This is a genomic window from Pseudomonas nunensis (assembly GCF_024296925.1).
Taxonomy (GTDB): domain Bacteria; phylum Pseudomonadota; class Gammaproteobacteria; order Pseudomonadales; family Pseudomonadaceae; genus Aquipseudomonas; species Aquipseudomonas nunensis.
Window position 1 is genome coordinate 495517 of the sequence record NZ_CP101125.1, and the last position, 25270, is coordinate 520786.

Annotated in this window: 24 protein-coding genes and 1 tRNA gene; 13 read left to right on the plus strand and 12 right to left on the minus strand. The window is 59.1% G+C overall.

Annotation, left to right across the window (positions count from 1 at the left end; genetic code table 11):
* The first annotated feature begins 99 nt into the window (after positions 1 to 99).
* The 13 genes from ruvA to nadA all read left to right on the plus strand — a co-directional run bounded on the left by ruvA (position 100) and on the right by nadA (position 10299).
* Positions 100 to 717: a Holliday junction branch migration protein RuvA gene (gene ruvA, locus NK667_RS02230; RefSeq protein WP_054613725.1), complete on the plus strand. Its 618-nt coding sequence runs from the start codon at positions 100 to 102 to the stop codon at positions 715 to 717.
* Positions 718 to 1779 (plus strand): Holliday junction branch migration DNA helicase RuvB, encoded by a 1062-nt coding sequence (gene ruvB / locus NK667_RS02235; RefSeq protein WP_054044994.1) that lies wholly within the window; start codon positions 718 to 720, stop codon positions 1777 to 1779.
* 138 nt (positions 1780 to 1917) lie between these two features.
* On the plus strand, positions 1918 to 2385 hold the full coding sequence (ybgC, locus tag NK667_RS02240) for a tol-pal system-associated acyl-CoA thioesterase (RefSeq protein ID WP_054044992.1): 468 nt from the start codon (positions 1918 to 1920) through the stop codon (positions 2383 to 2385).
* Positions 2375 to 3070: a protein TolQ gene (gene tolQ, locus NK667_RS02245; protein ID WP_054044990.1), complete on the plus strand. Its 696-nt coding sequence runs from the start codon at positions 2375 to 2377 to the stop codon at positions 3068 to 3070. The genes ybgC and tolQ overlap by 11 nt, the downstream gene beginning before the upstream one ends.
* 23 nt (positions 3071 to 3093) lie before the next feature.
* Positions 3094 to 3546: a protein TolR gene (gene tolR, locus NK667_RS02250; RefSeq protein WP_161807657.1), complete on the plus strand. Its 453-nt coding sequence runs from the start codon at positions 3094 to 3096 to the stop codon at positions 3544 to 3546.
* Positions 3546 to 4625, plus strand: a complete 1080-nt coding sequence (gene tolA / locus NK667_RS02255; RefSeq protein WP_054044986.1) for a cell envelope integrity protein TolA — start codon at positions 3546 to 3548, stop codon at positions 4623 to 4625. Before tolR ends, tolA begins: the two co-directional genes overlap by 1 nt.
* A 47-nt stretch (positions 4626 to 4672) precedes the next feature.
* Positions 4673 to 5923 (plus strand): Tol-Pal system beta propeller repeat protein TolB, encoded by a 1251-nt coding sequence (gene tolB / locus NK667_RS02260; RefSeq protein ID WP_054044985.1) that lies wholly within the window; start codon positions 4673 to 4675, stop codon positions 5921 to 5923.
* A gap of 52 nt (positions 5924 to 5975) precedes the next feature.
* Positions 5976 to 6473: a peptidoglycan-associated lipoprotein Pal gene (gene pal, locus NK667_RS02265; RefSeq protein WP_003178634.1), complete on the plus strand. Its 498-nt coding sequence runs from the start codon at positions 5976 to 5978 to the stop codon at positions 6471 to 6473.
* A 6-nt stretch (positions 6474 to 6479) separates the two neighbouring features.
* Positions 6480 to 7322, plus strand: coding sequence for a tol-pal system protein YbgF (gene ybgF / locus NK667_RS02270; protein ID WP_054613727.1), 843 nt, complete (start codon positions 6480 to 6482; stop codon positions 7320 to 7322).
* Positions 7323 to 7489: 167 nt separating this feature from the next.
* Positions 7490 to 8137, plus strand: a complete 648-nt coding sequence (gene queE, locus NK667_RS02275; protein ID WP_046032066.1) for a 7-carboxy-7-deazaguanine synthase QueE — start codon at positions 7490 to 7492, stop codon at positions 8135 to 8137.
* A gap of 1 nt (position 8138) precedes the next feature.
* Entirely contained in the window at positions 8139 to 8831 is a 693-nt protein-coding gene (gene queC / locus NK667_RS02280) for a 7-cyano-7-deazaguanine synthase QueC (protein WP_054613728.1), read from the plus strand.
* A 63-nt stretch (positions 8832 to 8894) separates the two neighbouring features.
* Positions 8895 to 8970 (plus strand) — tRNA-Lys (locus tag NK667_RS02285).
* 270 nt (positions 8971 to 9240) lie between these two features.
* Positions 9241 to 10299, plus strand: coding sequence for a quinolinate synthase NadA (gene nadA, locus NK667_RS02290; protein ID WP_054044979.1), 1059 nt, complete (start codon positions 9241 to 9243; stop codon positions 10297 to 10299).
* A 122-nt stretch (positions 10300 to 10421) separates the two neighbouring features.
* Here the strand turns inward: nadA and NK667_RS02295 are convergent, their stop codons facing one another.
* From NK667_RS02295 to arcD, 12 genes are all read right to left on the minus strand, one after another.
* Positions 10422 to 10910: an RDD family protein gene (locus NK667_RS02295; RefSeq protein WP_054044977.1), complete on the minus strand. Its 489-nt coding sequence runs from the start codon at positions 10908 to 10910 to the stop codon at positions 10422 to 10424.
* Positions 10911 to 11004: 94 nt separating this feature from the next.
* Positions 11005 to 11217, minus strand: a complete 213-nt coding sequence (locus NK667_RS02300; protein ID WP_003175786.1) for a cold-shock protein — start codon at positions 11215 to 11217, stop codon at positions 11005 to 11007.
* 393 nt (positions 11218 to 11610) lie between these two features.
* Entirely contained in the window at positions 11611 to 12735 is a 1125-nt protein-coding gene (gcvT, locus tag NK667_RS02305; protein WP_054613729.1) for a glycine cleavage system aminomethyltransferase GcvT, read from the minus strand.
* 33 nt (positions 12736 to 12768) lie between these two features.
* Entirely contained in the window at positions 12769 to 14145 is a 1377-nt protein-coding gene (locus NK667_RS02310; RefSeq protein WP_054613730.1) for an L-serine ammonia-lyase, read from the minus strand.
* A 253-nt stretch (positions 14146 to 14398) separates the two neighbouring features.
* A complete protein-coding gene (gcvP, locus tag NK667_RS02315; protein WP_054613731.1) occupies positions 14399 to 17266 on the minus strand; it encodes an aminomethyl-transferring glycine dehydrogenase in 2868 nt (955 codons plus the stop codon).
* An 11-nt stretch (positions 17267 to 17277) separates the two neighbouring features.
* Positions 17278 to 17661, minus strand: coding sequence for a glycine cleavage system protein GcvH (gcvH, locus tag NK667_RS02320; protein ID WP_008027813.1), 384 nt, complete (start codon positions 17659 to 17661; stop codon positions 17278 to 17280).
* Between the two features lie 434 nt (positions 17662 to 18095).
* Entirely contained in the window at positions 18096 to 19604 is a 1509-nt protein-coding gene (locus NK667_RS02325) for a sigma-54-dependent transcriptional regulator (protein ID WP_054044970.1), read from the minus strand.
* Positions 19605 to 19819: 215 nt separating this feature from the next.
* Positions 19820 to 20182 carry a DUF5064 family protein gene (locus tag NK667_RS02330; protein WP_054613732.1) on the minus strand — a complete coding sequence of 121 codons (363 nt, stop codon included), beginning with the start codon at positions 20180 to 20182 and terminating at the stop codon, positions 19820 to 19822.
* A gap of 12 nt (positions 20183 to 20194) precedes the next feature.
* Positions 20195 to 21124: a carbamate kinase gene (gene arcC / locus NK667_RS02335; RefSeq protein ID WP_054613733.1), complete on the minus strand. Its 930-nt coding sequence runs from the start codon at positions 21122 to 21124 to the stop codon at positions 20195 to 20197.
* 161 nt (positions 21125 to 21285) lie between these two features.
* Entirely contained in the window at positions 21286 to 22296 is a 1011-nt protein-coding gene (locus NK667_RS02340) for an ornithine carbamoyltransferase (RefSeq protein WP_054613734.1), read from the minus strand.
* A gap of 69 nt (positions 22297 to 22365) precedes the next feature.
* The gene (gene arcA / locus NK667_RS02345; RefSeq protein WP_054613735.1) at positions 22366 to 23622 is read right to left on the minus strand and encodes an arginine deiminase; all 1257 of its coding nucleotides are present in this window, start codon (positions 23620 to 23622) and stop codon (positions 22366 to 22368) included.
* A gap of 25 nt (positions 23623 to 23647) precedes the next feature.
* A complete protein-coding gene (gene arcD, locus NK667_RS02350) occupies positions 23648 to 25075 on the minus strand; it encodes an arginine-ornithine antiporter (RefSeq protein ID WP_054613736.1) in 1428 nt (475 codons plus the stop codon).
* Positions 25076 to 25270 lie beyond the last annotated feature (195 nt).

The window sequence follows — 25270 nt, forward strand, 5'->3', positions numbered from 1 at the left end:
TTTTTACGGGATGAGGGTTTTGCGCCTGTGTTGTCGGCGCAAAATCCTTGCTCTGTCAGTCGCTGGCCTCGGGCTGGCCAACGCTCAAGGATTCGAAACGTGATTGGACGCTTGCGCGGCACCCTGGCTGAGAAACAGCCGCCGCACCTGATTCTGGATGTAAACGGCCTGGGGTATGAGCTGGAAGTGCCCATGACCACGCTGTACCGCTTGCCGTCGGTCGGTGAACCGCTGACCTTGCACACCCATTTAGTCGTACGCGAAGACGCGCAGTTACTCTATGGCTTCTACGGCAAGCGTGAGCGAGACTTTTTTCGCGAGTTGATCCGTCTCAATGGTGTAGGACCGAAACTGGCCCTGGCCTTGATGTCGAGCCTGGAAGTCGATGAGCTGGTGCGTTGCGTGCAATCCCAGGACACCTCCGCGCTGACCAAGGTGCCGGGCGTGGGCAAGAAGACCGCCGAGCGTTTGCTGGTGGAACTCAAGGACCGCTTCAAGGCTTGGGAAACCGTGCCGGCGATGTTCGCCCTGGTGCCTAACCAGCCGGGTGGCCCGGATACGCCAGCCTCGGTGGTCACCGCCGAGAGTGATGCGATCAGCGCGCTGGTCTCCTTGGGCTACAAGCCGCAAGAAGCCAGCAAGGCGATTACCTCGATCAAGGAGAAAGGCTTGAGCAGTGAAGACCTGATTCGTCGTGCCCTGAAGGGAATGATTTAAGTGATTGAAGCTGATCGTCTGATTGCCGCCACGCCTGGCCCCCGCGACCGCGAGGAAGTCCAGGACCGGGCGATTCGTCCCCTCAGCCTGGCCGAGTACATTGGCCAGCCGACCGTCCGCGAGCAAATGGAGTTGTTCATCCAGGCCGCCCGTGGCCGCAGCGAATCCCTGGACCACACGCTGATCTTCGGTCCGCCGGGCCTGGGTAAAACCACGCTCGCCAATATCATCGCCCAGGAAATGGGCGTGTCGATCAAAAGCACCTCGGGCCCGGTCCTCGAGCGCCCGGGTGATCTGGCGGCGCTGCTGACTAACCTTGAGCCCCACGACGTGCTGTTCATCGACGAAATCCATCGGCTGTCGCCGATCGTCGAGGAAGTGCTGTACCCGGCCATGGAAGATTTCCAGCTCGACATCATGATCGGCGAAGGGCCGGCCGCGCGTTCGATCAAGCTGGATCTGCCGCCGTTCACCCTGGTTGGCGCGACCACTCGCGCCGGCATGCTGACCAACCCGTTGCGCGACCGTTTCGGGATTGTCCAGCGCCTGGAGTTCTACAGCACCGCCGACCTCGCGACGATTGTCAGCCGTTCGGCGAGCATTCTCGGCTTGCCGCTGGACCCGGAGGGCGCCTTTGAAATCGCCCGCCGTGCGCGTGGTACGCCGCGTATCGCCAACCGTTTGCTGCGCCGGGTGCGGGATTTCGCCGAAGTGCGCGCCAAGGGCCACATCACCAAGCCGATTGCCGACCTGGCCCTGAACCTGCTGGATGTCGACGAGCGCGGTTTCGATCACCAGGACCGGCGTCTGCTGTTGACCATGATCGAGAAGTTCGACGGCGGCCCGGTTGGCGTAGACAGCCTCGCGGCGGCCATCAGTGAAGAGCGCCACACCATTGAAGACGTGCTGGAACCGTACCTGATCCAGCAAGGCTATATCATGCGAACCCCGCGGGGGCGGGTAGTGACCCGGCACGCGTATCTGCACTTTGGTTTAAACATTCCGTCACGATTGGGTGAGATGCCCGTGGTAGACGAATTTCTCGATGCAGTAGACGATTAATTAACGTTTGCGGGCTGATCGATTGGGGGTTTGTGTGGTCCTAGTGGCTCACATGACGAATCTTTCACTAGAAAGCCGCAGAACAATGAAAAACAGTTGCCTCGCCGGATTGGCAACCTGAGGAGTAAGCACTAGAGTATGCGCGCGCAAAACGGGCTTGAGCCTTTCGCACATCGTTGTCGCGTTTATTACGAGGACACCGATGCGGGCGGCATCGTGTATTACGTTAATTACCTCAAGTTTATGGAACGGGCTCGAACCGAGCGGCTCCGGGAACTGGGCTTTGCCCAATCCCAGCTGGCAGGGGAGGACCTGTTGTTCGTCGTGCATTCCAGCGAAGCGCGTTACCACGCGCCGGCGCGACTGGACGACGAACTCCTGGTAAGCGCTGAAGTAATCGAATTGAACCGTGTCAGCCTGCGCTTTAAACAGCAAGTCAGGCGGGCTACGGATAATGCGCTGCTCTGTGAAGGGCAGTTTCTGGTGGCCTGTGTGCGCACTAACAGTTTGAAACCCCGGGCCATTCCCGAAGCTCTACGTGCGGCCTTTGCCGACGTGAGCGGCGCGGGTACACACTCAAAGCAGGAGATAAAGCGTGGAAGCTAACGTCGTCGACCATTCCTCCATGTGGAGCCTGGTCAGCAATGCCAGCGTCGTGGTGCAGTTGGTAATGCTGATTCTGGTAGCCGCATCGGTGACCTCATGGATCATGATCTTTCAGCGCAGCAATTTGCTGCGCGCCGGTCGACGTGCCCTGGAGAGCTTTGAAGAGCGCTTCTGGTCGGGTATCGACCTGTCCAAACTCTACCGTCAGGCCGGCAGCAACCCTGACCCGGATTCGGGCGTCGAGCAGATCTTCCGTGCCGGTTTCAAGGAATTCTCCCGTCTGCGTCAGCAGCCAGGCGTTGACCCGGAAGCGGTCATGGAAGGCGTGGCCCGTGCCATGCGCGTCGCCATTTCCCGCGAAGAAGAAAAGCTCGAGCAGAGCTTGCCGTTCCTCGCCACCGTCGGTTCCGTCAGCCCGTACATCGGTCTGTTCGGTACGGTCTGGGGCATCATGAACTCCTTCCGTGGCCTGGCAACTGCCCAGCAAGCGACCCTGGCCACCGTGGCCCCGGGCATCGCCGAAGCACTGGTGGCTACTGCCATCGGCCTGTTCGCAGCCATCCCGGCCGTTATCGCTTACAACCGTTTTGCTGCTCGCAGCGAAACCCTGCTGAGCCGTTACTACACCTTCGCCGACGAATTCCAGGCGATCCTGCACCGCAAAGTGCACACCAGCGAAGAATAAGCAGGTAATTTCCAATGGCTTTAATCGCTCGAGCTCGCAAAAAGCGCAAGCCGGTCGCCGAGATGAACGTAGTGCCTTACATCGACGTGATGCTGGTACTGCTGGTCATCTTCATGGTGACCGCGCCGATGCTCAATCAGGGCGTGAAGGTTGATCTGCCCAAGGTTTCCAGCGAAGCCTTGCCGCAGGACAACAACACCCAGGTCCTGACCATTTCGATCAAGTCTGACAAGACCTATTACTGGAACCTTGGCAGCGAAGTCGACACCGACAAGCAGCAGGACAAGGCCATGACCTTGCCGCAGATGACCAGCGCCGTGACCAAAATCATCAGCGCCGGCAACGAAAACGGCAAGCACACCCAAGTCTTCATTCGTGGCGACAAGACTGTCGACTACGGTTCGGTCATGGGCGCCATGGGCGGGTTGCAGAAGGCCGGAGTCGGTAATGTTGGCTTGATTACCGAGGCGCCCTGATGCAGCAACAACGAGAGCCAACAGCCTCGGAAAGCTACTTCTGGCCTAGTGTCTGGGCGATTGGCTTGCACGTGCTGGTTTTCGGCATGCTGTTCGTCAGTTTCGCCATGACGCCTGAGTTGCCGCCGGCCAAGCCGATTGTCCAGGCGACCCTGTACCAGCTGAAATCGAAAAGTCGGGCGACCACCCAGACCAATCAGAAGATTGCGGGTGAAGCGGTGAAGTCTGCCGCGCGTCAAACCGAAGTCGAACAGATGGAGCAGAAGAAGGTCGAGCAGGAAGCGGTGAAGGCTGCGGAACAAAAGAAAGAAGAAGCGGCTCAAAAAGCCGAGGAAGCCAAGAAGGCCGACGAGTCCAAGAAGTCTGAGGAAGCGAAAAAGGCTGATGAAGCCAAGAAAGCCGACGAAGCCAAGAAGACCGCCGAAGCCAAAAAGGCCGAAGAGAAACAATTGGCTGATATAGCCAAGAAGAAATCTGAAGAAGAAGCCAAGAAAGCTGCTGAAGAAGAGGCCAAGAAAGCGGCCGCTGAAGAAGCGAAGAAAAAGATCGTCGAAGACGCGAAGAAGAAAGCCGCGGACGACGCCAAGAAAAAAGCTGAAGCTGAAGAGGCGAAGAAGAAAGTCGCCGACGAAGCGAAGAAGAAAGCTGCTGCCGATGCTGCGAAGAAGAAATCGCAGGATGCGGCACGTAAATCTACCGAAGACAAAAAGGCCCAGGCCTTGGCAGATTTGCTTTCCGACACGCCGCAGCGTCAGCAGGCGTTGGCTGATGAGCAGGGCGATGAAGTCGCCGGCAGTTTCGATGATTTGATTCGTGCTCGTGCAGCGGAAGGCTGGGCTCGTCCACCTTCGGCACGCAAAGGCATGACGGTCGTGTTGCAAATCGGCATGTTGCCGGACGGTACGGTGACTTCGGTCAGCGTTTCCAAGTCCAGTGGCGATGGTCCGTTCGACTCGTCTGCTGTGGCTGCGGTCAAGAATATTGGACGTTTGACAGAAATGCAGGGAATGAAGCCGAGCGATTTCGCTCCGTATCGTTCATTCAAGATGACATTCACACCTGAGGATCTAGCCTTGTGAGAAACCTTCTTCGAGGAATGCTTGTCGTTATCTGCTGCCTGGCAGGGATGGCGGTAGCAGATGAAAAAAACATTCTGGTCACCAGCGGCAGTGATCGGGCCACCCCGATTGCGGTAGTACCGTTCGGCTTCCAGGGCGGTACCGTCCTGCCGGACGACATGGCCGAAATCATTGGTAACGATTTGCGCAACTCGGGCTACTACTCGCCGATTCCAAAGCAGCAAATGATCAGCCAGCCGAGCCAGGCCAGCGAAATCATTTTCCGTGACTGGAAGGCGATCAGCGCCCAGTACATCATGGTCGGCAGCATTGTTCCGGCGGGCGGTCGCCTGCAGGTTCAGTACGCTTTGTTCAACGTCGCCACCGAGCAGCAAGTGCTGACCGGCAGCGTGTCGGGCAGCGTCGATCAACTGCGCGACATGGCTCACTACATCGCTGACCAGTCGTTCGAAAAACTCACCGGTATTAAAGGTGCGTTCTCGACACGCCTGCTGTACGTGACAGCCGAGCGTTTCTCCGAGAAGAACACGCGCTACACGCTGCAACGTTCGGACTATGACGGCGCCCGCGCCGTGACCCTGCTGCAATCGCGCGAGCCGATCCTGTCGCCGCGTTTCGCACCGGATGGCAAGCGCATCGCCTATGTTTCGTTCGAGCAGAAGCGTCCGCGCATCTTCATGCAGAACATCGACACCGGTCGCCGTGAGCAGATCACCAACTTCGAAGGCCTGAATGGCGCGCCAGCCTGGTCGCCGGATGGCAATCGCCTGGCATTCGTACTGTCGAAAGACGGCAACCCGGACATCTATGTGATGAACCTGGGTTCACGTCAGATCTCCCGCGTCACCAACGGTCCTGGCATCAACACCGAACCGTTCTGGGGTAAAGATGGTTCGACCATCTACTTCACCTCCGACCGTGGCGGCAAGCCACAAATCTACAAGACCAGCGTCGGTGGTGGCGGTGCGGAACGCGTGACTTTCATCGGTAACTACAACGCAAACCCGAAACTTTCGGCCGATGAAAAGACCCTGGTGATGATTCACCGCCAGGATGGCTTCACTAATTTCAAGGTGGCGGCCCAGGATTTGCAGCGCGGAAGCGTAAAAATCCTCACTGATAGCACTCTGGACGAGTCGCCTACTGTTGCGCCCAACGGCACCATGGTAATCTACGCCACCCGCCAGCAGGGCCGGGGAGTCTTGATGCTCGTGTCCATTAATGGACGCGTAAGGCTCCCGCTTCCTACCGCACAAGGCGAAGTCAGAGAACCTTCCTGGTCCCCTTACCTGAACTGACGCGGCGCTACACGTTTTACTTAACACACTGGGGTTCATTAGGAGTTTCACGATGGAAATGCTGAAGTTTGGTAAATTTGCTGCGCTGGCTCTGGCCATGGCTGTAGCTGTAGGTTGCTCGTCCAAAGGCGGCGACAATGCCGGTGAAGGCGCTGTTGATCCAAACGCTGGTTACGGCGCTAACACTGGTGCAGTTGACGGCTCCCTGAGCGAAGAAGCTGCTCTGCGCGCAATCACCACTTTCTACTTCGAATACGATAGCTCGGACCTGAAGCCAGAAGCCATGCGCGCTCTGGATGTTCACGCTAAAGACCTGAAAGCAAACGGCGCTCGCGTTGTTCTGGAAGGCAACACCGACGAACGTGGTACTCGTGAGTACAACATGGCACTGGGCGAGCGTCGTGCGAAAGCCGTTCAGCGCTACCTGGTACTGCAAGGTGTTTCCCCAGCTCAGCTGGAACTGGTTTCCTACGGCGAAGAGCGTCCAGTTGCTACCGGCAACGACGAGCAGTCCTGGGCTCAAAACCGTCGCGTCGAACTGCGTAAGTAATTCGTCATGCGAACGTGCCGTCGTGCTGTAACTGTTCTGGCTCTCAGTCTCGCACCGCTTGCGGTGTGGGCTGCGGTTCCTGTGGTCGATAACAATTCCGGAAACACTAGCGGGACCAGTTATCCGCCTGCGGGTTACGGTACGAACGGCGCCTATGCCGGGGGAGGGGTTTCGGCCCCTGTCTCGGCACAGGGCGAGCTGTTCAACCAACTGCAATCCATGCAGGAGCAGATCTCACGCCAACAAGGTGTGATTGAAGTTCTGCAAAATGATGTAGCGCGCATGAAGCAGGAAAACCTGGAGCGATACCAGGATCTTGATCGGCGCATAGGAACCGGCGTTGCACCAGCCGCCACTCCTGATAATTCTTCCACCGGTGGCACGTTGAATGCCCCCGGTGCAGCAGCCGCTGCAGGCGCAGGTGCTGGAGCGGTCGCCGCTCAAGCCCCGGCCGCCAGCAGTGAACCGGGTGATCCGGCGAAGGAAAAACTGTATTACGACGCAGCCTTCGACCTGATCAAAGCCAAGGATTTCGACAAGGCCAGCCAGGCTTTCGCCGCTTTCCTGCGCAAATACCCGAACAGCCAATACGCGGGCAATGCCCAGTACTGGTTGGGCGAAGTCAACTTGGCCAAAGGCGATCTGCAAGGTGCAGGTCAGGCGTTTGCCAAGGTTTCGCAGCTGTACCCCAAGCACGCCAAAGTGCCTGATTCGCTGTACAAGCTGGCTGATGTAGAGCGCCGCCTCGGTCATACCGACAAGGTCAAAGGCATTCTGCAACAGGTCGTGGCCCAATATCCGGGTACTTCCGCCGCTCAGCTGGCTCAACGCGATTTGCAACGCATGTAAGCCTGCTTGACCCGATATAGAAGAAACCCGCGCTTGTCGCGGGTTTTTTCGTTAGAATTCACGCCCTTTTTCTGAAACACGCTTTTTGGGATTCGCGCGTTGGCGGGGTTCCTTGAAGAGCCTGACGGAGGCGGACAGCCTGTTTAGCTGTTACGCCCGTGGCGACTATGCAAGACACATTGAGAATCACCGAAGTTTTCTACTCGTTACAGGGTGAAACGCGGACTGCCGGGCTGCCCACTGTTTTTGTGCGCCTGACCGGTTGCCCATTGCGTTGCCAATACTGTGACAGCGCTTACGCGTTCACTGGCGGTACCATCCGCCCCCTCGACGATATCCTCGAGCAAGTGGCCGGTTTCCGTCCGCGCTACGTCTGTGTCACCGGCGGGGAGCCGTTGGCGCAACCGAATGCCATCCCATTGCTCAAGCAGTTGTGCGACGCCGGTTACGAAGTGTCACTGGAAACCAGTGGTGCTCTCGACATCTCGGCGGTAGATTCCCGGGTCAGTCGCGTCGTCGACCTGAAAACCCCAGGATCGAAAGAAGCGCATCGCAACCGCTACGAGAACATCGAACTGCTGACGCCCAACGACCAGGTGAAGTTTGTCATCTGCTCGCGGGAAGACTACGACTGGGCTGTGTCCAAGCTGATCCAGTACGGTCTTGATCGACGTGCCGGCGAAGTGCTGTTCTCGCCAAGTCACCATGACCTGAATGCACGAGACCTGGCTGACTGGGTGGTGGCGGACAATCTGCCAGTGCGTCTGCAATTGCAGCTGCATAAATATCTTTGGAATGACGAGCCGGGGCGCTGATATGACCGAACAACTGAACACTACCGAAAAACGTGCGGTGATCCTGCTGTCCGGCGGCCTGGACTCGGCAACCGTCGTGGCCATGGCTCGTGCTGAAGGCTACGCCTGCTACACCATGAGCTTCGACTACGGTCAGCGTTCCCATGCCGAATTGCACGCCGCCGCGCGCGTCGCTCGCGACTTGGGTGTGGTCGAGCACAAGGTGATCGGCCTGAACCTGAACGGTATGGGCGGCTCGGCATTGACCGACACCAGCATCGATATTCCGGAAGAGGCGGGTGAAGGTATTCCGGTGACTTACGTGCCGGCGCGCAACACGGTGTTTCTGTCCCTGGCACTGGGCTGGGCCGAAGTGCTCGGCGCGCGCGACATCTTTATCGGTGTGAACGCGGTGGACTACTCCGGTTACCCGGACTGCCGCCCCGAGTTCATCGAGTCCTTCGAGCGCATGGCCAATCTGGCGACCAAGGCTGGTGTGGAAGGCAAGGGTTTCCGTATCCAGGCGCCGCTGCAAAACCTGAGCAAGGCACAGATCGTCGAGGCGGGTGTGAAGCTGGGCGTTGATTACGGGCTAACCGTTTCCTGCTATCAAGCCGACGATAAAGGCTACGCGTGCGGCAAGTGCGACAGCTGCCGCCTGCGTGCAGAAGGCTTCGCAGCCGCCGGAATCAGTGACCCAACACCTTATTTTTGATTTATTTCAAATTAGGTGTTGAATAGTCCTTAAAAATCAGTATTATACGCGCCACCACACAGCGGGTCGTTAGCTCAGTTGGTAGAGCAGTTGGCTTTTAACCAATTGGTCGTAGGTTCGAATCCCACACGACCCACCATTTTTGTAGCAGTTTTAAAAGTCTGGAAGGCCCACGCAAGTGAGGATTTCCGGATTTTTTTTTGCCCGCGATTTGTGTTCGGCTCAACGCGGGGCTGCACCGCGTGACACAGGTCAGAATCATCTTTTGCATCCACGGGATATTCTGTAGCCTTGCCCGGCTCCAACGTTGTGCCTGATGAATACTAACGCTCCCGGCGGTACCCTCAAGGGGTCCGGAGCCGGGTGTATACTCGACTTTCGCGCGAAAGCGCCCGCAGGTCTTGCGATCATGACGCAAATTTCTGAACGTCTTCTGGTTCAAGCTCACCTCGATGCCAAGCAGCCCAAGCCGCTGACCACCGAGGAAGAGGCTTATTACCGCGCTGCCATTGCCGCCGAGCTCAAGGCTCAGGACGCGGTACTGGTTGCTCACTTCTATTGCGATCCGGTGATTCAGGCCCTGGCCGAAGAAACCGGCGGCTGCGTCTCCGACTCGCTGGAAATGGCCCGCTTCGGCAATGCCCATCCGGCCAAGACCGTGGTGGTCGCTGGCGTGAAGTTCATGGGCGAGACCGCGAAGATTCTCAACCCGGAAAAACGCGTACTGATGCCGACCCTGGAAGCGACCTGCTCGCTGGACCTGGGCTGCCCGGTGGACGAGTTCTCGGCGTTTTGCGATCAGCACCCGGAACGCACGGTGGTGGTGTATGCCAACACCTCGGCAGCGGTTAAAGCCCGGGCCGACTGGGTAGTGACTTCAAGCTGCGCGCTGGAGATTGTCGAAAGCCTGATGGATAACGGCGAGACGATCATCTGGGGCCCGGACAAGCACCTCGGCACCTACATCCAGCGTAAGACTGGCGCGGACATGCTGCTGTGGGACGGTGCCTGCATCGTTCACGAAGAGTTCAAGTCCAAGCAGCTCGAAGACATGAAAGCGCTGTACCCGGACGCGGCCATTCTGGTGCACCCAGAGTCGCCGACTGCGGTGATCGAACTGGCGGATGCCGTCGGTTCCACCAGTCAGTTGATCGCCGCCGCGCAAAGCCTGCCGAACAAGACGCTGATCGTCGCCACTGATCGCGGCATCTTCTACAAGATGCAGCAGCTGTGCCCGGACAAGGTCTTCATCGAAGCCCCAACGGCCGGTAACGGTGCCGCGTGCCGCAGTTGCGCGCATTGCCCGTGGATGGCGATGAATACCCTTGAGCGGACGCTGAAGAGCTTGAAGGAAGGGACGAACGAGATCTTTGTTGATCCGGCGCTGATTCCGCAGGCGATCCGGCCGTTGAAGCGGATGCTGGATTTCACCCAGGCGGCGCGGATGAAGTTGGCGGGTAACGCCTGAGGCAACAAAAACTGTGGGAGCGGGCTTGCTCGCGAAAGCGGTCTATCAGTCGACATTTACAGTGACTGAAACACCGCTTTCGCGAGCAAGCCCGCTCCCACAATGATTTTTGTATGGCTGTATTACTTGGTTTTCTTTGGAATCCGCACAAGCTGCGTATTCGAATACATGTCATGCCAGCTGCGCTTCTGCTTATCAAACAGCGGCCAGAGAAACCCAAGCCCCACGCACAACCACGACCCGATCGACACCACAAAGCGCAACAACGCCTGCCACAGGCTGATGGACGACCCATCGGCATTCTGTACGCGGATACCCCACACCTGCATGCCCAGGGTCTGACCGGACCAGGTCCAGAACTTGGCGAAGAAACCGAACAGCACAAACAACAGCACCGTCGACAGCAAGGGATCACCGTCCAGGGCGCCGGCTTCGGTCAGGGTGCGCATCTTGTCTTCGCCGATGATCGCCATCTGGATCATCTTGTAGATGCCGCTGGTAACGATCAGCAGGGCGGTACACAACAGGAAGTCATAGAACATCGCTGCCAGGCGACGACCCAAGTGAGCGGCGGGGAAGTCGCCCTGGGGTTTGAGCAGGTGTTTCGACATGGCAGCCTCTGGCGGAAAAAGAAGCCATTTTACGGATTTACGCGCACAAAAAAGCCCCTGATGTCAGCATCAGGGGCTTTTTCGTTACAGAAGGTTAGGCTTCTGCTTGTACTTCGTCAGCCTGCATGCCTTTCTGGCCTTGCACAGCGACGAAAGTCACTTTCTGGCCTTCTTTCAGGCTCTTGAAGCCGTTGCCCTGGATGGCGCGGAAATGCACGAACAGATCCGGACCGCTTTCAGGAGTGATAAAACCAAAACCTTTCTCGTCGTTAAACCACTTGACGGTACCGCTCTGACGTTGGGACATTTCTTATTTCCTATGACGCAAAAAATTAATGACAGTCTCCTTCTCATGAAAGAGTACTGGGGCTGGTTGCAGGAGAGTAAGAAGACGTCGAACGGGATGTAGCTAACTTGTAGGCTACTGCCCAGGTCACGATTCCAAGCGACCCATGCAAACACAGTGAACAAACTCTACGCCAACTAGCCAATAAAAAACAAGCCCCTGTGAGGGGCCCGGTTTTGCTCAGGTTGGTGGCTGTTAGTCGGTCACTAGTGCGGGCTTATTCGATGGCGGTGTTCAAATGTTTTCGATCGTTATAAGCCAAGTTCATTATCGAAAGGTTGCACTGTTTTATGGCGGTTGCGTTACAGATTAGTGCACTGTTAACGCAACCGCGTTACTTATAGAAACAGTCAATCAACCGCGATAGTAGCGTTGTGGAACAAATGGCATTTTGCTTACAAGCAAAGCCACCTTTTTCCCACGAACAATCGCCCAAACGGGTGTGTCGAGAGCAATGTAAGCACTGTCCACGTAACCCATGGCCAGAGGACCGCCCAAAGTCGGCCCGAAGCCGCCGCTGCACACGCTGCCGATGATCTCGCCGGCTTCGTTGACGATCTCTGCGCCTTCACGCACTGGCGTGCGTTCTTGCGGCAGCAGGCCAACGCGCTTGCGGCTGACCCCGCCTTGTTGTTGCGCAAACACGCTTTCCGAGCCGGGGAAGCCGCCAGCCCGCGCGCCATCGGCACGACGTGGCTTGGAGATGGCCCACAGCAGGCTGGCCTCAATCGGGGTGGTCTCGGTGTTCATGTCGTGGCCGTAGAGGCACAGGCCGGCTTCCAGGCGCAGGGAGTCACGGGCGCCGAGGCCAATGGCGGCCACTTCAGGTTCGGCCAGCAGGGCGCGAGCGAGGGCTTCGGCATTGGCGGCCGGGACCGAGATTTCGAAACCGTCTTCGCCGGTGTAGCCCGAACGGCTGACAAAGCAATCAACGCCCAACAGCTTCACGCGGGTGAACTGCATGAAGGTCATTTTCGATACTTCTGGCGCCAGGCGTGCGAGCACTGTCACGGCGGCGGGGCCTTGCAGCGCCAGCAACGCACGTTCTTCGAACAGCGGCTCGATGGTGCACTGCTCGCTGATGTGCTTGCGCAGGTGCGCCAGGTCCTGATCCTTGCAAGCGGCGTTGACCACCAGGAACAGTTCGTCGTTACCGAGGTTGGCGACCATCAGGTCGTCGAGGATGCCGCCGGTCTCGTTGGTGAACATTGCGTAACGCTGCATGCCCACCGGCAAGTCGATGATGTCCACCGGCACCAAAGTTTCCAGGGCCTTGGCGGCATTCGCGCCGGTCAGGCGGATCTGGCCCATGTGCGAGACATCGAACAGCCCGGCCTGATCACGGGTGTGCTGGTGTTCTTTCATCACGCCCAACGGATATTGCACCGGCATGTCATAGCCGGCGAACGGCACCATGCGTGCGCCGAGTTCGATGTGCAGCGCGTGCAGTGGAGTTTTCAGCAATTGTTCGGTGGACATATTCAGCTCCTGAAAATAATGCGGATGCGTGCATCAGCACTCGATAATGTTGACCGCCAAACCGCCACGGGCGGTTTCCTTGTATTTGCTTTTCATGTCCGCGCCGGTCTGGCGCATGGTGCGGATGACCTTGTCGAGGGAGACGAAATGTTGCCCGTCGCCGCGCAGGGCCATGCGCACCGCATTGATGGCTTTCACCGAGCCCATGGCGTTGCGCTCGATGCACGGCACTTGCACCAGGCCGCCAATCGGGTCGCAGGTCAGGCCGAGGTTGTGTTCCATGCCGATCTCAGCGGCGTTTTCCACTTGCTGCACGCTGCCACCGAGGACTTCGCACAAGGCGCCGGCCGCCATTGAGCAAGCAACGCCGACTTCACCCTGACAGCCGACTTCCGCGCCGGAGATCGAGGCGTTTTCTTTATAGAGAATGCCGATGGCTGCCGCAGTCAGAAGAAAGCGCACGACCCCGTCTTCGCTGGCGCCGGGAATGAAGCGCATGTAGTAATGCAACACCGCCGGGACGATCCCCGCTGCACCGTTTGTGGGCGCAGTGACGACGCGTCCGCCATTGGCGTTTTCTTCGTTGACCGCCAGGGCGTATAGGTTGACCCAGTCCAGCACCGACAGCGGATCGCGCAGCGCCGACTCCGGGTTCTTGCACAATTGCCGATGCAGCGCGGCGGCACGACGCTTGACCTTCAAGCCACCGGGCAGGATGCCTTCGTTGCGGCAACCGGCGGCGACGCAGTCCTGCATTACTTGCCAGATGTTCAGCAGCCCGGCGCGGGTTTCCGCTTCCGGGCGCCAGGCGCTTTCGTTGGTCAGCATCACCTGGCTGATCGACAAGCCGTAGGTGGTGCAGTGGGTGAGCAGGTCCTTGGCGCTTTTGAACGGGAAGGTCAGGGGCGTTGCGTCCTCGACAATGCGGTCAGCGCCGGCCGCATCTTCATCGACGACAAAACCGCCGCCGACCGAGTAGTACTCGCGGCTGCGGATCTGAATGCCGGCGGCATCGAAGGCGCGAAAGATCATGCCGTTGGGGTGATAGGCCAACGGTTTGCGGATCATCGCCAGGTGTTCTTTTTCGTTGAACGCAATGCTGTGTTCACCGAGCAGGTTCAGGCGACCGTTACCGCGAATTTCCTGCAGGCGGGCGGCGACGGTTTCGGTGTTCACGGTGTCCGGGTGTTCGCCTTCCAGGCCGAGCAACACAGCCTTGTCACTGCCGTGGCCCTTGCCGGTGGCGCCGAGCGAGCCGTAGAGCTCGACTTTGACGCTGGCGGTTGCGGCCAGCAGCCCTTCACGGCGCAGACCTTCGGCGAAACGCGCAGCAGCACGCATCGGGCCGACGGTGTGGGAACTGGAGGGGCCGATACCAATCTTGAACAGGTCGAACACGCTTAACGACATGAGTTGTTCTCCGGTTTCTTGTTATAGCCGCCAACATCGCGGGAGATGCATCCTTTAGGAGCTATGTAGGAGCTGTCGAGTGAAACGAGGCTGCGATCTTTTGATCTTGATCTTGATCTTGATCTTAAAAAAGCAAGATCAAAAGATCGCAGCCTCGTTTCACTCGACAGCTCCTACACCGCTCCTACACCGCTCCTACAAAGCTCCGGAACAGTTCCATCAGAGGGAGCGGTGTGCCCGCTCCCTCAGTGGTTTAAGCGTAGCTTTCGATCGACGGGCAGGCGCAAACCAGGTTGCGATCGCCAAACACGTTGTCGACGCGACCGACCGGTGGCCAGTATTTGCCTTCGATCAGCGATGCAACCGGGTAAACCGCCTGCTCACGGCTATACGGGTGCGTCCACTCGCCAACGATTTCCGCCGCAGTGTGCGGAGCGTTTTTCAGCGGGTTGTCGTCCTTGTCCAGGGTGCCGTTTTCCACCGCGCGGATTTCTTCGCGGATGCGGATCATGGCGTCGCAGAAGCGGTCCAGTTCTTCCTTGGATTCGCTTTCGGTCGGCTCGATCATCAGCGTGCCGGCGACCGGGAAGGACATGGTCGGCGCATGGAAGCCGAAGTCGATCAGGCGCTTGGCGACGTCATCGACGCTGATGCCGCTGCTGTCTTTCAACGGACGCAGGTCGAGGATGCATTCGTGCGCTACCAGGCCGTTGCTGCCGGTGTAGAGCACTGGGTAGTGCTCTTCGAGGCGACGGGAAATGTAGTTGGCATTCAGGATCGCCAGTTGCGAAGCGCGCTTCAGACCGGCGCCGCCCATCATCCGAATGTACATCCAGGTGATCGGCAAAATGCTCGCGCTGCCGAACGGTGCCGCGCAGACCGCGCCTTCCTTGCGTTCCATGGTGCCGTGACCCGGCAGGAACGGGGTCAGGTGCGATTTCACGCCAATCGGGCCAACGCCCGGGCCGCCACCGCCGTGCGGAATGCAGAAGGTTTTGTGCAGGTTCAGGTGGGACACGTCGCCGCCGAATTTGCCCGGCGCACAGAGGCCGACCATCGCGTTCATGTTGGCGCCGTCGATGTACACCTGGCCGCCGTGGTCATGAATGATGCCGCAGATTTCGCGGATGCCTTCTTCGAACACGCCGTGGGTCGACGGGTAGGTGATCATCAGCGCGGCGAGGTGGTCGCGGTGCTCGATGGCCTTGGCGCGCAAGTCTTCGATATCAACGTTGCCACGCGCATCGCACGCGGTCACGACCACACGCATGCCAGCCATGTTGGCGGTGGCCGGGTTGGTGCCGTGGGCGGACGATGGGATCAGGCAGATGTCGCGGCGGTCTTCGCCACGGCTCTGATGGTAAGCGCGGATCGCCAGCAGGCCAGCGTATTCACCTTGCGAACCAGCGTTCGGTTGCAGCGAGATCGCGTCGTAACCGGTGGCTGCGCAGAGCATCGCTTCCAGTTCGTCGGTCAGTTGCTGGTAACCGGCGCTTTGTTCGGCGGGGGCGAACGGGTGCAGCGCACCGAATTCAGCCCAGGTCACCGGGATCATTTCGCTGGCGGCGTTGAGTTTCATGGTGCACGAACCCAGCGGGATCATGGTGCGATCCAGCGCCAGGTCCTTGTCGGCGAGCTTGCGCAGGTAGCGCATCAGCTCGGTTTCCGAGTGGTAACGGTTGAACACCGGGTGGCTGAGGATCGGCGATTGACGCACCAGCGCGGCTGGAATAGTCGCTTGAACCGAAGCAGCGAGGGCGGCGAAATCTGGCAGCGCTTTGCCGTCGGCCAGCAGGGCCCACAGGGTTTCCACGTCAGCTTGCGAGGTGGTTTCGTCGAGGGACAGGCCCAGACGTTCGGCATCGACGACGCGCAGGTTGATCTGCTGGGTGCGAGCCTTGTCGTGCAATGCGGCGGTGTTGGCGCCGGTCTTGATCGTCAGCGTGTCGAAGAAGTTTGCTTGCTCGACGTTCAGGCCAATCGCTTTCAGGCCCTGGGCCAGAATCGCGGTCAGGTGATGCACGCGATTAGCAATCTGCGTCAGGCCTTTAGGGCCGTGGTACACGGCGTACATGCTGGCGATGTTGGCCAGCAATACTTGCGCGGTGCAGATGTTCGACGTGGCTTTCTCACGGCGGATATGTTGCTCGCGGGTCTGCATCGCCAGGCGCAGGGCCGGCTTGCCGAAACGGTCCACGGAAACACCGACCAGACGGCCCGGCATGTCACGCTTGAACGCGTCTTTAGTGGAGAAGTAAGCCGCGTGCGGGCCACCGAAGCCCAGCGGCACGCCGAAGCGTTGCGCGCTGCCGATGGCCACGTCTGCGCCGAATTCGCCCGGCGGGGTGAGCACGGTCAGGGCCAGCAGGTCAGCCGCGACGGCGACCAGCGCGTTGGCAGCGTGGAAACGTTCGGTCAGTTCGCGGTAATCGAACACGTCACCGTTGCTTGCCGGGTATTGCAGCAGCGCGCCGAAGAACGGCGTCACGTCAGTCAGTTCGAGTTCGTCGCCAACCACCACGTCGATGCCCAATGGCTCGGCACGGGTGCGCAATACGTCGAGGGTTTGCGGGTGGCAATGCACGGAGGCAAAGAAGGCGTGGCTGCCCTTGTTCTTGCTCAGTCGTTTGCAAAAAGTCATCGCTTCGGCAGCGGCGGTGGCTTCGTCGAGCAAGGATGCGTTGGCGATCGGCAGGCCGGTGAGGTCGCTGATCAAAGTCTGGAAGTTCAACAGCGCTTCGAGACGGCCCTGGGAAATTTCTGGCTGGTACGGCGTGTAAGCCGTGTACCAGGCCGGATTTTCCAGCAGGTTGCGCAGGATCGGCGACGGCGTGTGGGTGCCGTAGTAGCCCTGGCCGATGAAGGTCTTGAACAGCTGGTTTTTGCCGGCGATGGATTTGATCAAGGCCAGGGCATCGGCTTCGCTCAGGCCGTCTTCAAGGCCCAGCACGCTGGTGCCCTTGATGCTTTCAGGAATGACGCTGGCGCTCAGGGCTTCGAGGGAGTCGAAACCGAGGCTGTTGAGCATCGCTTGCTCGTCGCCGGAACGCGGGCCGATGTGGCGGGCGATGAATTCGTTGGCGGTGGTCACATCTACAGAAACAGAAGGTACTTGAGTCATGTCAGCGCTCCTCAGGCTTCGGCGTTGGCTTTGATCAGACGGTCGTAAGCGTCCTGATCCAGCAGTTTGGCGACAGCCGAAGCGTCGGTTGGCTGGAAGCGGAAGAACCAGCCTTCGCCCAGCGGATCTTCGTTGACCAGTTCAGGGCTGCTGTCGAGCGCCGGGTTGACTTCCAGCACCTCGCCGTCGAGCGGCATGTACACGCCGCTGGCGGCTTTTACCGATTCCACGGTGGCGGCTTCAGCGCCTTTGTCGTAGGACTGCAGCTCAGGCAGTTGTACGAAAACCACGTCGCCCAAGGCGTTCTGCGCAAAAGCGGTGATGCCGACTGTAACGCTGCCGTCAGCTTCGGTGCGCAGCCATTCGTGATCTTCAGTAAAACGCAACTCGCTCATGGAAACTCCTAAGGGGGCCAGACTCGTCTGGTGGACGCGATTGAATGCTTGGGCTAAAGCCCTTCTTTATAGGTGGCTACTAAGCAAGATCGCGGCCAAGGTTGTTAAACCCTTATAAATCAATGGCTTGTTTGTTTGTGAGGCGTGAGCGAATTGAATAGCTGTAGCGAAATCGCTACAGCCTGGTGCGAAGAAAAAAGCGTAATGGGATCAAAGCCTTGCACAGCGGTGATCAGGAGGGGGTGTATCGATATCGTTCCGCTGTAGCGCTTTCAGTACAGATGAAGGTCGCTTTTAAACAGGTTTTCAGGCCAGACACAAAACCCTGTGGGAGCGGGCTTGCTCGCGAATGCGGTGTATCAGTCGCCATCAATGTTGCCTGACACACCGCCTTCGCGAGCAAGCCCGCTCCCACATTTTTGACCGAGTCAGGCTCAGGGTTTGTTTGGAATCCCGTACTTACGCAACCGATGCGCAATCGCCGTATGCGAAGTCTGCAACCGACTGGCCAGTTGCCGGGTCGAGGGGTAGCTGACGTAGAGTTTTTCCAGCAACGTTTTCTCGAACTCTTCCATCGCCTGTTCGAGGCTATCCACTTCGCTGTCACTCTGTCGCGCCACTGAGGTGCCGGCGATGTCGAGATCACCAATATCCACCAGGCTGCTTTCGCAAATCGCCGCGGCACGGAAGATTACGTTTTGCAGTTGCCGCACGTTGCCGGGCCAGCGATTGCCCAACAGCGCCGGGTAAGTGCCCGGCGCCAGGCGACAGACCGGGCGCTGGATCTGCGCGCAGGCCTGCTGCATGAAGTAGCGGGCCAGCAGCAAAATATCCTGGCCGCGTTCACGCAGTGGCGGGACTTCGACGTTGAGCACGTTGAGGCGATAGAACAGGTCTTCGCGGAAGGTGCCTTCGCTGACCATTTTTTCCAGGTCGCGGTGGGTCGCGCTAAGGATCCGCACGTTGACCTTGACCTCACGATCGCCGCCCACCCGGCGGAAGCTGCCGTCGTTCAAAAAGCGCAGTAACTTCGCCTGCAAGTACGGTGACATCTCACCGATTTCATCGAGAAACACCGTGCCCTGGTTGGCGAGTTCCATCAGCCCCGGTTTGCCGCCCCGTTGCGCGCCGGTGAAAGCGCCGGGCGCATAGCCGAACAGTTCACTTTCGGCGAGGTTCTCTGGCAATGCCGCGCAGTTCAACGCCAGGAACGGCGCACTGTGCCGCGCACTGATGGCGTGGCAGGCCCGGGCCACCAGCTCTTTACCGGTGCCAGTTTCGCCCTGGATCAGCAGCGGTGCATCGAGTGCGGCGACACGTTGGGCGCGAGCCTTGAGCGTGCGAATTGCCGGGGATTCGCCGAGCAGCGCATCGAAACCTTCGGCGTGGTCGTGGTGCAGGGCGGAAAGACGTTCGCCGATGCGGTTCGGCTGATACAAGGTCAGCAAGGCGCCGGCGTCGGTGATCGGCGTGGCGTCCAGCAGCAGGGTCTGGCCATTGACGGTGATTTCCCGCAGCGGCAGGCGGAAGCCGTTTTCCAGCAAGGTATCGAGCAGTGCCGGGTCGGCAAACAGCTCGGCGATGCTTTCCCCGGCGGGTTCGCGACCGTACAGGGCAATCAGCGCCGGGTTGGCCAGCAGCACTTTACCGGCGCTGTCCAGGGCCAGGACCGGGTCGGTCATGGCCGCGAGCAACGCATCCAACTGCAAGTGCCGGCGCTGGCCGGGCAGGATGTCGACGATCGTCATCGCCTGCACGCCGCGCACGCTGAGCAAGGCGTCGCGCAGCTCTTCGAGCACTTCCGGGCTCAGGGTCGGGGCGTCGATGTAGACGTTCGGCGGAACCATTTCCACCGCATCCAGATTGAGATTGCGCCCACCGAGCAAGGCCAGGACTTCCTGGGTAATGCCGACGCGGTCGATGAAGCTGACGTGGATACGCATGGGGCGGTTTTTGGTTCTGGAGTGCGGAGGGTGGCAAGTATGCCTTGCAGCGGACTAATGGTGAAATCCTGCGCGGATTTCAGGGGGCCGGATAACCCCTGTGGGAGCGAGCTTGCTCGCGATGGCTGCGTGTCAGTCGACATCTATGTTGAATGCCAGTCCGTCATCGCGAGCAAGCTCGCTCCCACAGGTTCTGCTTTCACAGACGAATCGGGTTACTCCAAATGTTCAGGCTTCACCGGATCACCCGATTTCATGTCCAGCTGCACCCGCACATCTTCAAACATCGCATCGTAATGCTTGTGCACCGAGCCGATGCTGCTATGCGTCTTGGGCACGCCGTATTTCTCGGCTATGTGCGTCACGTTGCTGGCGAAGTTGTAGGCCTGGTCCTTGGGCAGGAAGAACTGCTCGTTCATGTCCTTGCCCTGGATGCTGCCATGCAACGTGAACTGCATGCCTTTGCCTCCTTCGGGATCCTGGGTGACTTCATAGTCCAGGCACAGGTTGTAGCTGACATCGTCGTCGTTCAGCGCGTGGCGCTCGAAGTGCAAGTGACCCGGTTCAAACGTGGCCATTGGCGTCTCTCCTTATAAATAAGTAATGCCAGGTGTCGCCGTGCTGATGCGCGTGCCGGCCTTGCCCTGGACGATGGCTTCGATGTCCGAGAGTGAACCGATGACCGCAACTTTGCCAGTATTGCGGGCGAACTCACACGCAGCCTGGACCTTCGGCCCCATGGAACCGGCAGCGAAGCCGAGTTTTTCCATGGCGTCGGGATGGGCCTGGGCGATGGCTTTTTGCGTTGGTTTGCCGAAGTCGATGAACGCGGCGTTGACGTCGGTGGCGATCACCAGCAGATCGCTTTCCAGCTGTTCGGCCAGCAGCGCCGAGCACAGGTCTTTGTCGATCACCGCTTCCACGCCTTCGAGTTTGCCGCTGGCGCCATACATCGTCGGGATCCCGCCACCGCCGGCGCAGATCACAATGCTGCCCTTGTCCAGCAGCCACTTGATCGGGCGGATTTCGAAGATGCGTTTCGGCCGAGGACTGGCGACCACGCGACGGTATTTGTCGCCATCCGGGGCAATCGCCCAGCCTTTTTCAGCGGCGAGTTTTTCTGCTTCGGCTTTCGAATACACCGGGCCGATGGGTTTGCTCGGGTGCTGGAATGCAGGGTCCTTCGCATCGACTTCGACTTGCGTCAGCAGCGTGGCGAACGGCACTTCGAAGTCCAGCAGGTTGCCCAATTCCTGTTCAATGATGTAGCCGATCATGCCTTCGGTTTCGGCACCGAGCACGTCCAGCGGGTAGGGCGACACCGAGGTGTAGGCCGCCGCTTGCAGCGACAGCAGCCCGACTTGCGGGCCATTGCCGTGGGCGATGACCAGTTGGTTGCCGGGGTAGATACGGGCGATCTGTTCGGTGGCGACGCGAATGTTGGCGCGTTGATTGTCTGCGGTCATGGGTTCACCACGACGGAGCAGGGCGTTACCGCCCAGGGCGACGACGATACGCATAGTGCAGTCCTTCTACAGAGAGCTGGCAAACGACTCGGTCTACTGTGGGAGCGGGCTTGCTCGCGAAAGCGGTATATCAGTCGCCATTAATGCTGCCTGACACATCGCATTCGCGAGCAAGCCCGCTCCCACATTGACCGTGTTTCGTCAGTGGGAGGCTTTTAGATATCCGCCAACGCCGACACCAGAATCGCCTTGATGGTGTGCATGCGGTTTTCCGCTTGCTCGAAGGCGATGTTGGCCGGCGATTCGAAGACTTCTTCGGTCACTTCAACGCCATTCGCCAGATGCGGATAGCGCGCGGCGATGTCTTTGCCGACCTTGGTTTCGCTGTTGTGGAACGCCGGCAGGCAGTGCATGAACTTCACGCGCGGGTTGCCCGAGGCTTTCATCATTGCGGTATTGACCTGGTACGGCAGCAGTTGCTCGATGCGTTCGTCCCACGCCTCAACCGGTTCACCCATCGACACCCAGATGTCGGTGTGGATGAAGTCCACGCCCTTGACCGCTTGTTTCGGGTCTTCGGTGATGGTGATGCGTGCGCCGCTTTCTTCAGCGAAGGCTTGGCACTGGTCGATGAAATCCTGATGCGGCCACAGGGCTTTCGGTGCGGCGATGCGCACGTCCATGCCGAGTTTTGCGCCGATCATCAGCAGCGAGTTACCCATGTTGTAGCGCGCGTCACCGAGGTAGGCGTAGCTGATTTCATGCAGCGGTTTGTCGCTGTGCTCACGCATGGTCAGCACGTCGGCAATCATTTGGGTCGGGTGGAATTCAGCGGTCAAACCGTTGAACACCGGCACGCCAGCGAATTTGGCCAGTTCTTCGACGATTTCCTGTTCGAAGCCACGGTACTCGATGGCGTCGAACATCCGGCCCAAGACGCGGGCGGTGTCCTTCATGCTTTCCTTGTGGCCGATCTGCGACGACACCGGGTCGATGTAGGTGACGTGAGCACCCTGGTCATGGGCTGCGACTTCGAAGGCGCAACGGGTGCGGGTCGAGGTTTTTTCGAAGATCAGCGCGATGTTCTTGCCTTGCAGGTGCGCACGCTCGGTGCCGGTGTACTTGGCGCGCTTGAGATCGCGGGACAGGTCGATCAGGTAGTTGAGCTCGCGGGTGGTGTGGTGCATCAAGCTCAGCAGGCTGCGGTTACGCATGTTAAAAGCCATTTTGGATCTCCTTGGGTTTCGGTTATCCGCCGGCTCCACGCTTTATAAGCGCGGAGCACGGCTCATGAATTAATAGTCGATAGGGTCGCGAATGATCGGGCAGGTCATGCAATGGCCACCGCCACGGCCCCGGCCAAGTTCGCCGGCGCTGATGGTGATGACTTCCACGCCAGCCTTGCGCAGCAACGTGTTGGTGTAGGTGTTACGGTCGTAGCCGATCACCACGCCAGGCTCCAGGGCCACCACGTTGTTGCCGTCGTCCCACTGCTCGCGCTCGGCGGCGAAGCTGTTGCCGCCGGTTTCCACCACGCGCAGGGCCTTGAGATTGAGCGCGGCGGCCACGGTGTCGAGGAAGTTGGTTTCTTCGCGGCGGATGTCGATGCCGCCTGGTTTGCTCTCGTCAGGGCGCAGGGTGAAGGCAACGATCTGGCTGACCACTTCCGGGAAAATCGTCACCAGGTCGCGGTCGCAGAAGCTGAACACGGTGTCCAGGTGCATCGCCGCGCGGGACTTCGGCAGGCCGGCGACAATCACTCGCTCCACGGCTTTGTGCTTGAACAGGTTCAGCGCCAATTGGCCGATGGCCTGGCGGGACGAGCGTTCGCCCATGCCGATCAGCACCACGCCGTTGCCGATTGGCATCACGTCGCCACCTTCGAGCGTCGCGTTACCGTGTTCCTGATCCGGGTCGCCGTACCAGACCTGGAAGTCGGCGTTGGTGAACTCCGGATGGAATTTGTAGATGGCGCTGGCCAGCAAGGTTTCCTGGCGACGCGCTGGCCAATGCATCGGGTTCAGGGTCACGCCACCGTAGATCCAGCAGGTGGTGTCGCGGGTGAACTGGGTGTTCGGCAGCGGCGGCAGAATGAAACTGGAGTGGCCGAGGAAATCGCGGAACATCTCGATGGTCTTGCCGCCGAAGCTGTTCGGCAGGTCATCGGCCGATACACCGCCAATCAGGTACTCGGCGATTTTGCGCGGCTCCAGGCTGCGCAGCCATGAACCGACTTCGTTGACCAGACCCAGGCCCACGGTGTTGGCGGTGATCTTGCGGTCCAGAATCCAGTCCAGGGCTTCGGGAATCGCGACGATGTCGGTCAGCAAGTTATGCATTTCCAGCACATCGACGTTGCGTTCGCGCATCTTGGTGACGAAATCGAAATGGTCACGCTTGGCCTGGGCGACCCACAGCACGTCATCGAACAGCAGTTCGTCGCAGTTGTTCGGGGTCAGCCGCTGATGGGCCAGGCCTGGGGAGCAAACCATCACTTTGCGCAGTTTGCCGGCTTCGGAATGTACGCCGTACTTCACTTTTTCCGTGGTCATTCAGTGATCCTCCAGATTGAAACGGTTACAGAGTCAGGAAACCGGCATACAGCCCGTAAGCTGCCACCAGGGCGCCGACGACGACGGCGGCGAAAATCAGTTTCTCGACATTGGTGAAAACCGGTTTGCCCACTTCGATCTTCGCCTTGGCGAACAGGATCGCGCCGGGGGCGTAGAGCAGGGCGGACAGCAACAGGTATTTGATGCCGCCGGCATACAGCAGCCAGACCGCGTAAATCACCGCGATGCCGCCGATGATCAGGTCTTTCTTGCGTTCGGCCAGGGCGTTTTCATAGGTTTCGCCACGCACCGCCAGCAGCAGCGCGTAGGCCGCCGACCACAGGTACGGCACCAGAATCATCGAGGTGGCGAGGTAGATCAGCGACAGGTAGGTGCTGGCGGAAAACAGCGTGATGATCAGGAATACCTGAACCATCGCGTTGGTCAGCCACAAGGCGTTGACCGGCACATGGTTGGCGTTTTCCTTGCGCAGGAACGCCGGCATGGTGTGGTCCTTGGCGGCGGCGAACATGATCTCCGCGCACAGCAGCACCCACGACAGCAACGCGCCGAGCAACGAGATGATCAGACCGATGCTGATCAGCACCGCGCCCCAGTGACCGACCACGTGTTCCAGCACCGCCGCCATCGACGGGTTCTGCAACTTGGCGAGTTCCGGTTGGGTCATGATCCCGAGGGACAATACATTCACCAGCACCAGGAACAGCAGCACGGTGATGAAACCGATCACCGTGGCTTTACCCACGTCGCTGCGTTTTTCCGCGCGGGCCGAGAAGATGCTCGCGCCTTCGATGCCGATAAACACCCAGACGGTGACCAGCATCATGTTGCGCACCTGGTTCATTACGCTGCCCAGCGTGGTGTTGTTTTTGCCCCAGATGTCAGCGGTGAAGATGTCCAGTTTGAAGGCGAATACGGCGATCAACACAAACAGCAGCAACGGCACGACCTTGGCGACGGTGGTCACCAGGTTGATGAACGCCGCTTCCTTGATCCCGCGCAGCACCAGGAAGTGCACAGCCCAGAGCAACACTGACGCGCCGATCACCGCCGCAGGCGTGTTTCCCTCTCCAAATATCGGGAAGAAGTAGCCGAGGGTGCTGAACAGCAACACGAAGTAACCGACGTTGCCCAGCCAGGCACTGATCCAGTAACCCCAGGCGGACGAGAAACCCATGTAGTCGCCGAAACCGGCCTTGGCGTAGGCATAAACTCCGCCGTCCAAATCCGGTTTGCGGTTGGCCAGGGTCTGAAAGACAAAGGCGAGGGTCAGCATGCCGACCGCCGTGATAGCCCAACCGATCAACACGGCGCCGACGTCCGCACTGGCAGCCATGTTCTGCGGCAAAGAGAAGATCCCGCCACCAATCATTGAGCCAACGACCAATGCAACGAGCGCACCGAGTTTCAGTTTTGCGGGGGATTCAGACATTGCATGACTCCAGTGCAGGAGAAGAGAGACAACAGATTAAATCTGTTAACTGTTCAATCAGCTGACATAGATCAGTGCATGGGCACATTCCATTGTTAATGAAAGACTTATGAACTTTTACCGTTCATAACTGTATTGCTGGAAAAGCCCGGTCCAGAGGCCTCCGACAGATAAGGCGGGATAATGCGTAGCGCA

What these genes read in the sequence shown, in the direction of transcription:
- ybgC (WP_054044992.1), top strand. Translation starts at nt 1,918, where the DNA reads ATGCGCGCGCAAAACGGGCTTGAGCCTTTCGCACATCGTTGTCGCGTT.
- tolA (WP_054044986.1), top strand. Translation starts at nt 3,546, where the DNA reads ATGCAGCAACAACGAGAGCCAACAGCCTCGGAAAGCTACTTCTGGCCT.
- tolB (WP_054044985.1), top strand. Translation starts at nt 4,673, where the DNA reads ATGGCGGTAGCAGATGAAAAAAACATTCTGGTCACCAGCGGCAGTGAT.
- pal (WP_003178634.1), top strand. Translation starts at nt 5,976, where the DNA reads ATGGAAATGCTGAAGTTTGGTAAATTTGCTGCGCTGGCTCTGGCCATG.
- ybgF (WP_054613727.1), top strand. Translation starts at nt 6,480, where the DNA reads ATGCGAACGTGCCGTCGTGCTGTAACTGTTCTGGCTCTCAGTCTCGCA.
- queE (WP_046032066.1), top strand. Translation starts at nt 7,490, where the DNA reads ATGCAAGACACATTGAGAATCACCGAAGTTTTCTACTCGTTACAGGGT.
- queC (WP_054613728.1), top strand. Translation starts at nt 8,139, where the DNA reads ATGACCGAACAACTGAACACTACCGAAAAACGTGCGGTGATCCTGCTG.
- nadA (WP_054044979.1), top strand. Translation starts at nt 9,241, where the DNA reads ATGACGCAAATTTCTGAACGTCTTCTGGTTCAAGCTCACCTCGATGCC.
- NK667_RS02295 (WP_054044977.1), bottom strand. Translation starts at nt 10,910, where the DNA reads ATGTCGAAACACCTGCTCAAACCCCAGGGCGACTTCCCCGCCGCTCAC.
- NK667_RS02300 (WP_003175786.1), bottom strand. Translation starts at nt 11,217, where the DNA reads ATGTCCCAACGTCAGAGCGGTACCGTCAAGTGGTTTAACGACGAGAAA.
- gcvT (WP_054613729.1), bottom strand. Translation starts at nt 12,735, where the DNA reads ATGTCCACCGAACAATTGCTGAAAACTCCACTGCACGCGCTGCACATC.
- NK667_RS02310 (WP_054613730.1), bottom strand. Translation starts at nt 14,145, where the DNA reads ATGTCGTTAAGCGTGTTCGACCTGTTCAAGATTGGTATCGGCCCCTCC.
- gcvP (WP_054613731.1), bottom strand. Translation starts at nt 17,266, where the DNA reads ATGACTCAAGTACCTTCTGTTTCTGTAGATGTGACCACCGCCAACGAA.
- gcvH (WP_008027813.1), bottom strand. Translation starts at nt 17,661, where the DNA reads ATGAGCGAGTTGCGTTTTACTGAAGATCACGAATGGCTGCGCACCGAA.
- NK667_RS02325 (WP_054044970.1), bottom strand. Translation starts at nt 19,604, where the DNA reads ATGCGTATCCACGTCAGCTTCATCGACCGCGTCGGCATTACCCAGGAA.
- NK667_RS02330 (WP_054613732.1), bottom strand. Translation starts at nt 20,182, where the DNA reads ATGGCCACGTTTGAACCGGGTCACTTGCACTTCGAGCGCCACGCGCTG.
- arcC (WP_054613733.1), bottom strand. Translation starts at nt 21,124, where the DNA reads ATGCGTATCGTCGTCGCCCTGGGCGGTAACGCCCTGCTCCGTCGTGGT.
- NK667_RS02340 (WP_054613734.1), bottom strand. Translation starts at nt 22,296, where the DNA reads ATGGCTTTTAACATGCGTAACCGCAGCCTGCTGAGCTTGATGCACCAC.
- arcA (WP_054613735.1), bottom strand. Translation starts at nt 23,622, where the DNA reads ATGACCACGGAAAAAGTGAAGTACGGCGTACATTCCGAAGCCGGCAAA.
- arcD (WP_054613736.1), bottom strand. Translation starts at nt 25,075, where the DNA reads ATGTCTGAATCCCCCGCAAAACTGAAACTCGGTGCGCTCGTTGCATTG.